The sequence below is a fragment of the Microcoleus sp. C2D2 genome (assembly GCF_036702495.1).
In the GTDB taxonomy this organism is placed as follows: domain Bacteria; phylum Cyanobacteriota; class Cyanobacteriia; order Cyanobacteriales; family Microcoleaceae; genus Microcoleus.
In genome coordinates this window covers 1-14638 of the sequence record NZ_JAUBTO010000179.1, presented here as the reverse complement: position 1 = coordinate 14638, position 14638 = coordinate 1, and the positions used below count along the sequence as shown (strand labels likewise).

At 45.3% G+C, this 14638-nt stretch carries 12 protein-coding genes and 1 pseudogene; 9 read left to right on the top strand and 4 right to left on the bottom strand.

Going from position 1 to position 14638, the window contains the following annotated elements:
* Positions 1–207: 207 nt before the first annotated feature.
* Complete coding sequence (gene purC, locus QUB61_RS33740; protein ID WP_333134855.1) at positions 208–945, bottom strand: phosphoribosylaminoimidazolesuccinocarboxamide synthase; 738 nt, start codon at positions 943–945, stop codon at positions 208–210.
* 527 nt (positions 946–1472) lie between these two features.
* Between purC and QUB61_RS33735 the strand changes: the two genes are divergently transcribed.
* The 8 genes from QUB61_RS33735 (at position 1473) to QUB61_RS33700 (ending at position 10898) form a co-directional block, all read left to right on the top strand.
* Positions 1473–1904, top strand: coding sequence for a response regulator (locus tag QUB61_RS33735; protein WP_332953224.1), 432 nt, complete (start codon positions 1473–1475; stop codon positions 1902–1904).
* A gap of 122 nt (positions 1905–2026) precedes the next feature.
* On the top strand, positions 2027–5443 hold the full coding sequence (locus QUB61_RS33730; RefSeq protein WP_333134857.1) for a response regulator: 3417 nt from the start codon (positions 2027–2029) through the stop codon (positions 5441–5443).
* A gap of 204 nt (positions 5444–5647) precedes the next feature.
* The gene (locus tag QUB61_RS33725; RefSeq protein ID WP_333134859.1) at positions 5648–7942 is read left to right on the top strand and encodes a DNA phosphorothioation-associated putative methyltransferase; all 2295 of its coding nucleotides are present in this window, start codon (positions 5648–5650) and stop codon (positions 7940–7942) included.
* Between the two features lie 126 nt (positions 7943–8068).
* On the top strand, positions 8069–8584 hold the full coding sequence (locus QUB61_RS33720; protein ID WP_333134861.1) for a hypothetical protein: 516 nt from the start codon (positions 8069–8071) through the stop codon (positions 8582–8584).
* A gap of 93 nt (positions 8585–8677) precedes the next feature.
* Entirely contained in the window at positions 8678–9103 is a 426-nt protein-coding gene (locus tag QUB61_RS33715; RefSeq protein WP_333134863.1) for a hypothetical protein, read from the top strand.
* A 128-nt stretch (positions 9104–9231) separates the two neighbouring features.
* Positions 9232–9483, top strand: a complete 252-nt coding sequence (locus QUB61_RS33710; RefSeq protein WP_333134865.1) for a BrnT family toxin — start codon at positions 9232–9234, stop codon at positions 9481–9483.
* A gap of 34 nt (positions 9484–9517) precedes the next feature.
* Positions 9518–9811, top strand: coding sequence for a hypothetical protein (locus QUB61_RS33705; protein WP_333134867.1), 294 nt, complete (start codon positions 9518–9520; stop codon positions 9809–9811).
* Positions 9812–10064: 253 nt separating this feature from the next.
* Positions 10065–10898, top strand: a complete 834-nt coding sequence (locus QUB61_RS33700; protein WP_333134869.1) for a hypothetical protein — start codon at positions 10065–10067, stop codon at positions 10896–10898.
* Positions 10899–11109: 211 nt separating this feature from the next.
* Here the strand turns inward: QUB61_RS33700 and QUB61_RS33695 are convergent, their stop codons facing one another.
* Complete coding sequence (locus QUB61_RS33695; protein WP_172188640.1) at positions 11110–12282, bottom strand: TRC40/GET3/ArsA family transport-energizing ATPase; 1173 nt, start codon at positions 12280–12282, stop codon at positions 11110–11112.
* A 300-nt stretch (positions 12283–12582) separates the two neighbouring features.
* Positions 12583–12975: a DUF2358 domain-containing protein gene (locus QUB61_RS33690; protein WP_333134871.1), complete on the bottom strand. Its 393-nt coding sequence runs from the start codon at positions 12973–12975 to the stop codon at positions 12583–12585.
* Between the two features lie 69 nt (positions 12976–13044).
* Here QUB61_RS33690 and QUB61_RS33685 point away from each other — a divergent pair, with 69 nt between their 5' ends.
* The gene (locus tag QUB61_RS33685) at positions 13045–13659 is read left to right on the top strand and encodes a glutathione S-transferase N-terminal domain-containing protein (protein WP_333134872.1); all 615 of its coding nucleotides are present in this window, start codon (positions 13045–13047) and stop codon (positions 13657–13659) included.
* Positions 13660–13679: 20 nt separating this feature from the next.
* On the opposite strand, the pseudogene QUB61_RS33680 reads toward QUB61_RS33685, so the two are convergent.
* A pseudogene (locus QUB61_RS33680) lies at positions 13680–14495 on the bottom strand (glycosyltransferase family 4 protein).
* Positions 14496–14638 lie beyond the last annotated feature (143 nt).

Genomic DNA, 14638 nt, shown 5'->3' with positions numbered 1-14638 from the left:
CGTCCTTTTTGGACGGGCGGGACGCCCATCCCACAATAACAATTAAAATTGTAAGTTATTTAATTCGCGATCCTAAGGTACGAACTTTAACGCTTGGTCTTAACGCCTGAAGCGTAAAACTAGCCGTCTGGTCAACAGGCTTTATTCAAGCCCACACCATACCCGTAGGGTTGGTGTGCGGTAGTTGACTCTTTTAGTAGGGCATTGTTAAGACCTCTCAACTTTGTTAGCTAGAACCCGTTGGAGAACTTGTTGGTAAGCGCTTTCCACGGATCCCAAATCGCGGCGGAATCGGTCTTTGTCCATAACACGGGCGTCGGGGTCGGTTTCTGCGTTGTCCCAGAGGCGGCAGGTGTCGGGACTGATTTCGTCGGCGAGGATCAGATTTTGATGTTGGTCGATACCGAATTCGAGTTTGAAGTCTACTAGGGTGATGCCGCACTCGGTGAAAAATTCTTTGAGTATTTCGTTAATTTCGCGGGCGGCGATTTCTAGTTGGTCTACTTGTTCGGGGGTGGCTAGCTGCATTAACTGCAGTCGGCCGCGGGTCAGCAGCGGGTCTCCCAAATCGTCGTTTTTGTAATAAAATTCCACCAGCGGAGGATTGACAATTGTGCCTAGGGTTAGGCCGGTTTGCTTGCAAAGACTGCCGGCGGCAATGTTTCTGACTACGACTTCCAAGGGCAAGATTTGGACGCGACAGACTCGCATTTGGTTGGGGGCCGGCGTGTCGATAAAGTGGGTGGGAATGCCTTTGGTTTCTAGCATCCGAAACAGGTGGGCGGATACGGCGCAGTTGATTTCGCCTTTGCCGATGATGCTGCCGCGTTTCTGGGCGTTAAAGGCTGTGGCGTCGTCTTTGAAGTGGGTCAGCAAAATTTCGCTGTCTTCGGTGGAGTAGAGGATTTTGGCTTTGCCTTCGTAGAGTTTGCGATCGGCTGACATGGCGATGAATAATAAGGTAGATGAGTTTTAGATTTTACAGTACCTCTGTGAGGGCGTTATTGGCGAGTTTTTGCCTCTCGGCTGTCCCGCTTATGCCCCTGACCAAGAATTTCAAAGGTGGTAAGCTGTTGTGCATTTAAATTGTATATTTCGAGTCCCGATCAAAAATCGTCAAATCCTCTCCCCCTCTCCCCTTCACCCCCTCTCCCTCTCTAATACCATAGGCAATCTAGATGCAACACAGCTTACAAGCCCCCGGATTTATCCGTGGAATCAATCCAAAATCTAAAATCTAAAATCCTCAAGCCCCCGAATTTATCCGTGGGGTCAATCCAAAATCTAAAATCTAAAATCTAAAATCGAATGACGGGCGAGTACGCCTGCAGGTAGATACCGCCATCGGCTGAGGCAGAAATGATTCTTTACAAAGGACAATAGAGATTAAACCTGCTGGGTTCGCAAGAGGTGCTGACTAAACCTCGCTAACGAGACTGGCGCTTAAAAAACATCTGCAAAGTGGCTGATTTATGGAAGACAAAAAAATTCATATCCTCTTGGTAGAAGATGATGAGGTTGATGTGATGAACGTCCGGCGAGCGTTCAAAAAAAATAACATCGTCAACCCCCTCTACATTGCTGCAAACGGATTAGAAGCTCTGGCTATATTACGTGGAGAAGGAAAAATAGAGCCTGCAATGCCTCAAGCGCGCCGGTTAATTCTCCTGGACTTGAATATGCCGAAAATGAGCGGGATCGAGTTTTTGCAAGAATTGCGACTGGATGAATGTTTGAGGTCGATTCCGGTGATCGTCCTCACAACTTCTAATGAAGATAGAGATAAAGTAAATGCTTATAATTTGAATGTAGCGGGCTATATTCTTAAACCTGTCACTTTTTCTAACTTCGTGGAAGTTATGGCTACTCTCAACAGATACTGGATGCTGAGCGAAATTCCCTAAATTAAGATAAAATTTAACAGAAAAAGTTTCAAGGTGGCTTTGGTGATTTTTCAGCGGTGCATTTATTTTAATTACTTTTTCTAGGATGCAGCTTTTTCGGAGTAATCCACAATTCTGTTGTTATGGACAAACTTATCAAAATTCTGATTGTTGATGACGATGCTGTCGATCGGATGGCGGTCAAACGCTCGCTCAGGTCTGCTGGCGTTTCGGTAGAAGTTACTGAAGCAGAAGATTGCGCCGATGCCCTGGCTAAACTCTCGGTCAGCAAAAATTCTACCCAGGCGACCGCGAAACTCTCCAAACAAGATAAATCTCAATATTTAAGCGAGGTTGAGGAGACAGAAAAGGGGCTGCTATTAAATCAGATATTTGAGTGCAAGTTTGACTGCGTATTCCTCGACTACGGATTGCCGGACGGAGACGGACTGAGTTTGGTACAAAATGTACGGGAAGCTGGGCTAAAAGTTCCCTTAATTGTGCTCACAGGTCAAGGCGACGAACAAATTGCTGTGGAATTGATGAAGGCTGGAGCTTCGGATTATATTGCTAAAAACAAGCTTTCTCCAGATAGTTTGTCCCGCAGTATGTACAATGCCATTCGCATTTATCGCGCCGAATCTCAGGCGTTTCATACCAGTCAAAAACTTAAGGAAAGTGAGGAACGGTACAGGTTAGTTTTAGAGGGAGTGAACGACGGAATTTGGGATTGGGATTTAAGTAAAAATGAGGTTTATTGGAACGATCGCCTTTTGGAAATTATCGGTTTGTCGCGAGAGCAATTTGGCAGGACTATGGAAGCTCTCTACAACCGCCTGCACCCGGAGGACAAGGAGGGCATCGTCCGGGCGATCGCCGCTCACTTGGAACAAGAAATTGACTATAATGTAGAATTTCGCCTGCTGCACTCTTCCGGTTTTTACCGCTACTGCACTTCTCAGGGAAAAGCTCAGCGGAATTATCAGGGAAAACCGCTGCGGATGGCTGGTATGATTAGCGACATTACTGAGCGCAAACAGGCGGAAGATGCTCTGGAAAGGGAACGGCAGCAACTGAGACAAATTATTACTTGCGTGCCTGTAGCAATGGCGATGTTCGATACACAAATGCGCTATATGGCTAACTCTAAAAAATGGGTTAGTCAATTTAATTTGAAGTTGCCCTCTCTAAATAATCTCAGCCATTACGAATTGTTTCCCGATACGCCGAATCGCTGGAAAGTAATGTACCAAGAAGCGCTCAAAGGCAAGGTAGTATCTGTGAGCGAAGATGCCTGGGAACGAGCAGACGGATCTGTTCTGTACCTGCGGTGGGCTGCTCACCCTTGGTACGATCCCGACGAAAAAGTGGGGGGAATTGTGATGGTTGCGGACAAGATTAATGAGTTGGTGGAAGCGCGGGAAACTGCCTTAGAAGCCAGCCGGGTGAAGTCGCAATTCTTGGCGAACATGAGTCACGAAATTCGCACTCCGATGAATGGGGTTTTGGCAATGGCTCAATTGCTGCTGCGCGCTACTCTGGAACCGAAACAGCAGGAGTGCGCTCAGACTATTTACCGCAGTGCTGAACATTTGCTGAACGTTATTAATGATATCCTCGATTTCTCTAAGATTGAAGCTGGAGAAATGCGGCTGGAAAAGGCGGATTTTGATTTGGATAGCTGCGTTGAGTCGGTGATAGAAATGCTAGCGCATTTGGCAGAGGAAAAAGGTATTGAATTGAATATTTTAGTTGACTGTTCGGTGCCGAGAAAGTTGGTTGGAGACTCTAACCGATTGAAGCAAGTTTTGCTGAATTTGGCGGGGAATGCCATAAAATTTACCGATCGCGGTCAAGTTCTAGTTCACATAAGTGTGAAACAGGGCAACCGACTGGCAGACGGTAGACAAGGGGCAAGATTGCTCTTTTCGGTGCGGGATACTGGCATTGGAATTTCGGCAGAAGGGCAAACAAAGCTGTTCCAATCTTTTTCTCAGGTAGACGATTCTCCTACTAGGCCTTACGGCGGAACGGGTTTGGGTTTGGCTATTTGCAAGCAGTTAGTGGACATGATGGGAGGCGAGATTGGAGTTCGCAGTTTGCTAGGCAGCGGTTCGACTTTTTGGTTTACTGTACCTTTGGAAAAACAGTTGCAAGTTGAGCCTCAAGAACCCGAACTTGCGGGCAAGAAGCTGTTAGTAGTCTCTGGAAGCGCTTTGAGGAGGGCAGCAGTGCGATCGCTCGCTCAAAGTTGGGGTGCCCGCTGCGACGAGGCAGAAACTGCTGCTGAGGCTTTGAGTTGGTTGAAAAAGGTCCAGGGCGGGATTTCTCAGGATTCGGGGGAGGGGGAAAAAAGCTGCGATGTGGTGCTTGTGGACTTGCAAATGCCTGAGTTGGATGCGGAGGAATTTGCGAGAAAAGTGCGATCGACCTCGGCAGTTGGCTCGTTAATCGCCATGACTGCTTTGCGGGAACAGCCGAAGGCTGAAGCGCTTTGCAGTCGGGGTTTTAGCGGGTATTTGATCGAGCCGGTGCGACCTAGCCGCCTGCTTGAGGCAATGCTGGCGCCGGTTAAGGGAACGGGAGAGTCTGGGACCTTGGAGGCTGCTAGTGCTTGCAAATTGCCAGCAGTTAATTCTCAATATGTTACTCCCAATTCGCCGTCATCCCTGAGAATTTTGCTGGCGGAAGACCACCCGATCAATCAACAAGTTCTTGTCGAACAGTTGGCAGTTTTAGGCTATCACGCTGACTGCGCGGTCAACGGTCAACAAGCGCTGGATTTGCTGGCAAAAAAAAGCTATGATTTAGTGCTGATGGACTGTCAAATGCCGGTACTTGACGGTTACAAAACGGCGCAAAAGTTGAGAGAAATCGAAGGAAGCGATCGGCATACTTTTGTGATGGCTTTAACTGCTCATGCTATGCCGGGGGAACGAGAAAAGTGTCTGGCGGCGGGGATGGACGATTATCTCAGCAAACCTGTAGATTTAGATGCTTTGGCGGCGGCGCTGAAAAAGTATGAAGCCCGAAATGTTCAGTGTGAAAATAAGTATGGAGTTAAAAGTATTAATTCGGAAAAAAAATCTCAATTAGCAACAAATTATACAGAAGTTGTGGAAAAAGTGCAGGTTGTGGCTGTGCCGACACCAAGGGCGAGCACACTTCAAACTTGGGAACATAGAGACTGCGACGGACTGTTCGACAAGAGCAGATTGGAGCAACTCGGACGAGTTAATATTAAATTGCCCGAGCGACTATTGCAAGCTTTTGTGGCAGGCGCGCAAGCTGATGTGGCTGCTGCCAAAAGAGCCGTAGAAGCTAAAGATTGGCAAGCTGTGGAATATCAAGCACACCGTCTTAAGGGAACTTCTGCTAATGTGGGAGTTGCTCTGATGTCGGATTTGGCCACACAATTGGAGCATCAAGCGCGAGGCTTTCAATCTGAACCACCAGTGGTGGAATTGTCAAAGATTGAGAGGGTTGAGAACATATTAGTTAGTTTGTCCAGTCATTTAGCCCTGGTTCAAGAATTTGTGGAAACTAGAATGTTTGGTTAATATCTTACTCGATCGCAGTCGGATAGGGAAAGCGCCACTACACAAACTCTCGTCCCTCTGGCTTGAGACTAAGACATCAAGCGGTACGGTGCTCAGAGCGCACCCTACATGGAGAAGTTCTAGGTAAGTCCTGTTTCTTTCTTTCTTCACTCTGTGTCAAGAGCGTTCTCTGCGGTTAATTAAAAAAAAATAATTAATTTAGCTATGAATTACGATACCATTACAAACACTATTTTAAAGAGCGAGTTATTAGAAAATAATGGAGAAAGGCTAACGCCTTTGAGGGATTTTGCTCGGAAAGTTTTATTGTATGAAAACGAGGCTATTTCTGAGCAAGATTCTGTAAATGCTGTGCCGTACCCAACCGACGAAATCAATGATTTTTGTGTTGACAATCTGGTGGCAAAAGTGGCTCGCTGCTGTCGCGAAAGCAAGGTGGGTAAAAAATTACCTACGGCTTTTTACGTTCATGTTTCGGCTTTGCAAGCACTCAACCCAGTCCTCGGAATCTACGAAAATTGTGCCAGACGCACTCTCGAAAATATTGATGAAGCAACTTTAGTTAAATTTTCACTCCATCAACCTAAAATCTCTTATCTTTTTTACCCTGATTTCGATACAGATGCTCACCCTGCTTTGCAAGCCAGCATCCAAATTAATCTGGAAACAGGGGAAGTTAAATATTTCGATTACAGCAACAGTGAAAATCCCCCGGTTTTGCACCGCAAGGAAACTTTTGTAGCTGCGGATTATCTCCATTACGAAAAGTTTGCTAGACTCACTCGCTGCGAGGAAAAGTGGGGACTGCTTGACAATACTAGCGTTATCGGCACTCGCGAGGGTTGGCTCAAGTATTTGGGATATTGCGGTGTGGAAATTCAAGATCATGCTGTTGTCGAGCGTTTGAAACATGAGAATAGCGAGCTTTCAATCCCTAAAATCGAGCGACACAAAGCTGCGATGGTACGCAACTCGCTTTCTAAACCTTTGCGCCTGGTTTTAGAAGCGGATTTAGCGATCGACGGGGCGACTTTTTTTGATTACGGTTGCGGTTACGGCGGGGATATTAAGTATATTGCTGAAGAAGGTTATGCTGTTTCGGGTTGGGACCCATACTATCAGCCGGATACTCCGCGAATTTGTGCAGATATTGTGAATATTGGTTACGTGATTAATGTGATTGAATCTTTGGGGGAACGCCGAGAATCTTTGCTGAATGCTTGGGGATTGACTAAAAAATTATTAGTTGTAGCGGCTCAGGTTTTGATTGACTCGCGCCAACAAGGTCAAATTGCTTACGGGGATGGGGTGATTACTTCTCGGAATACTTTTCAGAAGTATTACGAACAGGAAGAGTTGAAGATTTATATCGACCAAGTTTTGAGTGTTGATGCGATTCCTGTAGCTTTGGGGATTTATTTTGTATTTCGGGATGCAGCGGAGGGTGAAGGTTTTCGTGCTTCTCGGTTTCGATCGCACTTATCGACTCCCAGAGTGCGATCGCAAGTTAAGCGGTTTGAGGATTATGCGGAAATGCTGGCTCCTTTGATGGCTTTTGTGAGCGATCGAGGCCGCCTTCCGGTTAAAGGCGAACTAGCGGAAGAATCGGCGATTAAGGAGGAATTTCACAGTTTTAATCGCGCTTGGAGGGTGATTTTGCAAGCAACGGATGCGGATGATTGGGAGAAAATCGCCGACAAGCGCCGCCAAGATTTGCTGGTATATCTCGCTCTCAACGGTTTGGGCGATCGGCCTTCGATGCGCCGACTCCCGGCTCAAATCCGCAACGACATCAAAGGTTTGTTTGACAATTATCAAAAAGCTTGCACTTTGGCAGATTTAATGCTATATAGCCTGAGCAAACCTGATATTGTGGCTGACTGCTGCGAAGATAGTGCGATCGGCTACAAACAGCATGGTTCCCTTTCAGTGCACGTCTCTGCATTAGAAGAACTTGACCCTTTGCTGCGGCTCTACGAAGGCTGCGCCAACCGCACGATTGGCAGGCTTGACGGCGCTACAATCATCAAATTTCACGCTGGCAAACCTCAAATTTCCTATTTATTTTATCCCGATTTTGACACTAACCCGCATCCAGCCCTTCACACTTCTATGCACATAGATTTGCGCGACCTTTCTGTGAGCTATCAAGACTATTCTGATTTGTACAACCCGCCAATTTTAGTTAGAAAAGAAGCTTTTGTTACTGCTAGTTATCCCCATTACGAAAAATTTGCGAAACTCACCCGCCAAGAAGAAAAGTTAGGGATTCTCGATCGTGGCGCAGTTAAAAAGCATCGGGAATGGGTGAAGTGTTTGGAGGAAAACTGCCTTAAAATTAAGGATCATAAGTTGTTTTGGCGATCGAATGCTGACCCAGAAAAATTGAAAATGCTGCAAAAATCAGCGTCGGAACGTCAGCAGAAAAAGATTGAGTTGAATCCAGGAAAGAGTGAAGAAACCGGAGAGGGCGCAGATAGCGCAGAGGAGGGGAAATAAAAGGGAACCGAAATAAATGGGAAGCGTAGCGAAGATGCTCAGATATATTAAATTGAGTAGATAGGCTTGTTGCGCTCGCAAAGATACGCTACAATAGTGGGAGAATTTTATCTTGCTAAAATTTCTATGATTTCCCAACAGACAGACTTGCAGATGGTGGAAAATCCCAATGTTTTATTAAAAGCTCTCAAAATTCAGTTCAAAGATTTCTGTGCAGAGCACTTCAAGCTCAAGGATATTGAAGGTATTTTTTCACGCTTCGGTTTTACTGTAAATCATGAGAGTACCGTTTCAACTGAAACACGTCGTGGATTAGTTGATGAACTCTATAATTCAGGTGATTGGCAGAATGTAGACACAGTTCAAAATTTCTTAAAATTGCTTGAATATGTTCTACAACTGCACGACCTATCGCCTGAATCAAAGAGCCTTCTTTCATCTTTTTGTGAAGAACTTGGATTCGTGGTAGAAGATAATAAAATTACCTATATAGGCTCATTTTTTGGTGAAGACTTGTTTGCATATCAATTTCCGGCTGGAATGCCATTTGGAATTTTGAAGCCTGACTTTTCCATTACTGCTGAAAGGGAAAGACAAACATTAAAATATGAGCTACAGAATGGACTTGGATTATTGAAATAAAAGGTATACCCAAACTTTAGCTTTAGAATGCTAGAGGCATTTTACCGTCTTGATAATTCAACGAATCTAGTATTAAAAAACGCTCTCGTAGAGATGAATCAAACTGAATATGAAAAAACCTTTTTTCTAGAATATGCAAAAAGATTTGGTATGGCAAATAAGGATGTACCTGTATTAATTCCTCAAGCGTGGATTCAATGGCACTCTCAACCTAAAAGAAATCTTCGTTCTATTGGGGGAACACATGCAGATGAACTTTATCGAGTTGATTTTGTAGCGTTTTGGAATAGTAAGAGATACGTGATTCTAGTAGATGATATCCGCCACTATGCAGTAAAGCAGCAATCAATATGGCGCGCCGACGAACAATCCTATTCAAAGCGATTAAAGGAGGATAGAAAGCTACGCAGAGAAAATTGGCAAGTGTTTCGAGTCAGCAATTGGGAACTGCGAGATCAAGAAAAAATCCCAGGCATTCTGGAGGATTTGCGGAAATTTATTGGTTTCCAAGAATCATAAAATGCGTATATGGACTAACAATTCGGTTGCAGCCGACGTGCAAAGTCTTTGCGTCTAGCTTTGAAAACCATCGTTTTTTGTGAATAACGTATTGACATTGTAAATACATTTTACCTATACTTGGGAGCATGAATGTATACTTCGTGCTCAATGGCATTACCTTCGTATGGGACGACTCAAAAGCGCGGATCAATCCCACAAATCATGATGGGCTTACTTTTCAACAAGCTGCTGAATCCTTCTTTGACCCATTTCTAGTTGTCGTTGATGCCAGCCGCAATCAGGAAGCGCGTGATGCTGTGATTGGGCTAGATAGTCGGTGGAATCTAGTGTATGTGGTTCACATTGAGCGTGAAGAAAATGTCATTCGGATTATTTGAGCACGTAAAGCAACTCGTCAGGAGAGGGCAGAGAATGAAGGTTGAAGCATTAAAGCAGCGATTAGATCGAAACCGTCCAATGACTAGCGTGACGATTCGTATGCCCGAAGATGTTGTGGAAGATCTAAAGAAAGTTGCACCATTGTTGGGTTTTTCGGGTTATCAGCCATTAATTCGTGCTTATATCGGTCAAGGTTTGCGCGTTGATTTAGAACGATTAGAGAGCGATACAGTGACAGCCTTAGTAGCAAGTTTGAAGCGTCGAGGTGTCAGCGATGCAGTGATTGATGAGGCATTAAACGAAGTCATTCATGCTGAGTCCTGTTAATTGTGTCTAGCCAGCAGTACAACAAGGCGATCGATCTAACATTCAGATAGCTAACACAACACGCTATCTCATTACGAAAGTCACTGTCTCATGAACGCAGACGCTATGAACAATACCTCAAAAACCGACTGGGCTAGAATCGACGAAATGAGCGATAAAGATATCGATACCTCCGATATTCCACCGCTGTCGGATGAGTTCTTTCATCGCCGATTAAAACTGTACAAATCCGCATTCGGACGATCGACCATTAATGAAAATATTCCCTGCTCGCATTCATATTCTGCTTGCCAGTCAAGCTCCCGTCGGACTAATCATTCGACGCGGCCCGTCGAAGCAGGTTGCGACAATGCTATGGGATCGACAATGCGATCGATTCCAACTGGGACAATGGTTAAAGGGACGCATCTACGAACGCCGGAGTGACCTCTCACCCGACGGCAAATATCTGATTTACTTCGCGATGAATGGTCGCTGGCAATCGGAGGCCTGTGGTGCCTGGACTGCGATTTCACAAGCACCATACCTCAAAGCGATCGCCATCTTCCCCAAGGGGGATTGTTGGAATGGGGGTGGTCTGTGGACGAGCCAAGCCACCTACTGGCTCAACGACGGCTACTACGGCCACCAGATATTGCGGGATACTTCGACAGTCCGTCGCGACACCACCTACGCCCCAACCTGCAATTATGGGAACAACGAGTGTCTCGGCGTCTATTACCCTCGACTTTTACGCGATGGTTGGCAACTGGTCGATCGCGTACAGTTCGGCAAATGGAAAGCCCAACATATCTTTGAAAAATCGATCGGCAACGGCTGGATACTCCGCAAAATCGCCCATGCCGAGATCGATCACCCAGAGGGGAAAGGCTGTTATTGGGATGAACATTCACTAATTAATCGGGCTACTAATGGCACGATTAGTTATCCCCAATGGGAGTGGGCAGACCTGGATGGCAAACGGCTAGTCTGGGCGGCTGAAGGCAACCTCTATGCGGCAGAGATAACAGCGGAAGGATTAACCAACGTTGTCCTATTATTTGATTTTAATGATATGCAATTTCAGCCGCTCGCTGCCCCATACTGAATCATCATCCATTTTTAACGGGATACCGATAACCGAACTTAAACCGCTATATGTCTATATCCGTAACCTCTAGTTTGGTATCTCCGATTCTTTCGGAGTTAAAATTGATATCTCTTGCTGTCATAAAACGACAAATACTAAAAACAAAAGAAAGAATAGAAGTCCTCACTAAAAAATCCCACAAGGTTCGTAGTGAGGACTTTAGCCCTAATTAAGCAAACTTAATCTTCAAATAATCATCCTCCATCTTCGCCCCCGAAGGTTGCAGCGCTGCTAAAGCTTGGGGCAAAACCAAATTACGGCGGTGATTCCCAATCCGAACATTCAACTCATCTCCCGTTTTGCTCAACTGGATCTGATCCTTAGCAATTCCCGGCAAATACAGTTCAAGACTATATTGATTGTTTTCCTGCACGATCTTAATCGTATTTTCTTTGTAATAAACTTGACTGGGGTCTTCGTCTTTGTAAAGCGTTTCTTTCAACCGTTCCAAAGCTGCCAAACCGCACATTTCTTCAGAATAAAGTGGCACCTCCTTAACTGGCAGCGGCATGAAATCAGAGTGAATTTCCTGACGGTACTGTTCCTGGCTTTCTTTCCACCGTTTAAAAAATGGGTCAGTTACTTCTGCGGGAATAATCCGGTTAGCTACTACTAAATCTGTGGCTACATTGTACAAACTTAAATAGGCATGAGCGCGCAGAGACTCTTTAATTACCATTTTTTCTGGGTTGGTAACTAACCTTACCGAAGTGACAGTATTGTCAGTTAAAACCTTTTCCAAAGCTTCGATTTGTTCGTAAAATTCGTAAGGTGCATCCATCACCTCTTTGTCTGGTAAAGAAAAACCCGCAATTGGTCTAAAAATAGGTTCAACTAAAGGTCGAAGGGCGGCTGATATGCCTTGCAGCGGCTTGTAAAATTTTCTCATGTACCAGCCGCCAACTTCCGGCAAACTTAGCAGTCTCAATGCTGTGCCAGTCGGAGCAGAATCGATAATTAAAACATCAAATTCGCCTTCGTCGTAATGCCGCTTCATTCGCACCAAACCGAAGATTTCATCCATTCCTGGCAAGATGGCTAATTCTTCAGCTTGCACCCCTTCGAGTCCCTGCGCTCGCAAGACTTGAGTAATGTAGCGCTTAACTGCTCCCCAATTGCCTTCTAATTCCCTGAGAGCGTCTAATTCTGCTCCCCACAAATTCGGTTTCACCAGCCGCGAATCGTGTCCGAGTTCCATGTCAAAGCTGTCGGCTAAGGAGTGAGCGGGATCAGTGCTCAGCACTAGGGTTTTGTATCCCAATTCGGCACACCGCAGCCCAGTGGCAGCGGCTACGGAGGTTTTGCCGACGCCGCCTTTTCCGGTCATTAATATTAAGCGCATTGATTGTTTAGCTCGCCTGAAAATTCTTTACTTCTTTATTGTAACGTTCTGTAACAGCGATTAATTTAGTGGGGGAATTAATTTTGGCGACAAGCAGCCGCCGGACACAGCACATTTTCGGTCATTCACGAAATTGCTGCCATGTCAAGATAAGTTAAAATTATTTATTTCAGATATCAATTGCGACCCATAAAAATCAATCAGCGTTCATCTGTGTTTATCTGCTAATATCTGCGGTTAAAAAAGGGATCTCGCTCTGGAAACACCATTTTTTATTGCTAACCAACCTAAGAACAATTCTCAAACATTAGTTTTCACAGGAAATACAAGCTGTTTGAGCACATCCAACCGCGAACAGTTCCAGTAATCGATGTGAGAAACAATTAAATCATCACTGTTGACTTTAAGTTCGCTCCTACCGGCGATCGCCATTTTCGGTTTCCAAGGTAGCGGTGCGATCCAGCTCAGAGTCCAGCGAGTGTCTATAGTATCTCCCGACTGGGAAATGTTGTGCAAGTCGAGTTTAACCTCTTTAAAAAAAGTCCCCATAAAGCCGATCATTTTTTGGTAGCGCTCGACTCCTGTAAATCGATTCACTGGGTCTTCAAAATAAACATCTTTTGCGTAAATGCTGTAAGTCTGATTTTCGGGAAATCGTTGATAATCGTCTTTGAGAATTTCAAGAATGTCCATTATGATTAGCTATTTGTCTTAAATTATTATAATATAGTTTATACTTGCTTGAGAAAAGGCGGACAACTTATGATCGACCTGTACACTTTTACCACACCGAACGGCCGCAAAGTTTCGATCATGCTCGAAGAAATAGGTTTACCCTACAGCGTGCACGTCATAGACATCACAAAAAACGAGCAATTTAGCCCAGAATTCATAGCCATCAACCCCAACAGCAAAATCCCGGCGATAGTCGATCGAGATAACGGCATCAGCATCTTCGAGTCAGGCGCCATCCTGATATATCTAGCCGAAAAAGTAGGCAGATTTCTGCCCACCGACAAACAAAAATACTTTCAAGTTATGCAGTGGCTGATGTTTCAAATGGCCAGCGTCGGCCCGATGTTTGGCCAGCTCAACCACTTCAAACGCTTTGCACCCGAACAAATTCCCTATGCGATTGGGCGTTACGAAAAAGAAACCTTGCGGATCTACGGAGTATTAGACACTCAACTAGCAAAAGACGAATACATCTGCGGCGACTATTCTATCGCCGACATTGCTACCTATCCGTGGGTTGCAATTTACGAATTTCAAGGATTAACCCTCGACAACCACCCCCACCTCAAACGTTGGGTAGAAACCTTGCAGAAGCGTCCCGCCGTTGAACGCGGCATGGCAGTTGGCGCAAGTCCTAACTGAGAATTAAACTTGACGAACGGTCACAAGGTATTTGACTGTAGCTCAAAATCCGGTTTGACACTGCCATGACTTGCTAACCATTGATAAACTTGCAGGATCTGCTGAGCTTTAACATCCCAGGAATAGTGATTCATGGCGTAATTGTGGGCTGCAATGCCCATGCGTGCAACACGATCGCGATCGGCGACAAGCTGTTCGAGTTCTGCGGTAAAATTTTTTACCAGGGTGTCAAAATTACCTATAGGAATTTTAATCCCCCGATCGGGTTCTACCAGCGCACCGGGTCCGCCGTAGTCAACTACAACACAAGCCATACCGCAGGCCATTGCCTCAACCACAACGCCAGCCCCCAGTTCGCGAATCGAGGGAAAAGCAAAAATCTCAGCTTGGCGCATCAATTCTCCCACTTCAGCTTGGGTTTTTTGACCTAAAAGTTTAACGCAGTTGGCTAAATTAGACCTCTTGCAAAAGTCCTTTTCATAAATTTATTGGACGGGATCTTCTGCCCGTCCCACAAGAAAAAATAACTCTTGTGGGATGGGCATCTTGCCCGTCCTAGTTATTTTTGCAAGAGGTCTATTGTGTTCTGCGATTAATTGTTCTAGTCTAGGACGTTCGGGTCCCTCGCCAACGATCGCTAATTTATGCTGCTGCAAAATCGAACTGTTAGCGAAAGCGCGAATGACAACTTCTGGCAATTTATAGGGAACTAGCCTGCCGGCAAACAGTACCGTCACTTGTTCGCTGCTAGAGCGTTGGGGCAGCTTAAACAATTCGGGATCGATGCCAACTTCGGGATAATTAATTGTCTTCGATCTCGCTGAGGCTGGCGGCATTCGATCGTGTGATCGAATACCGCCAGAATTCCTGCTGAACGTTCATAAGTAGAGCGGTAAAAAGGCATTAAGGATCGCGAATTAAATAACTTACAATTTTAATTGTTATTGTGGGATGGGCGTCCCGCCCGTCCAAAAAGGAC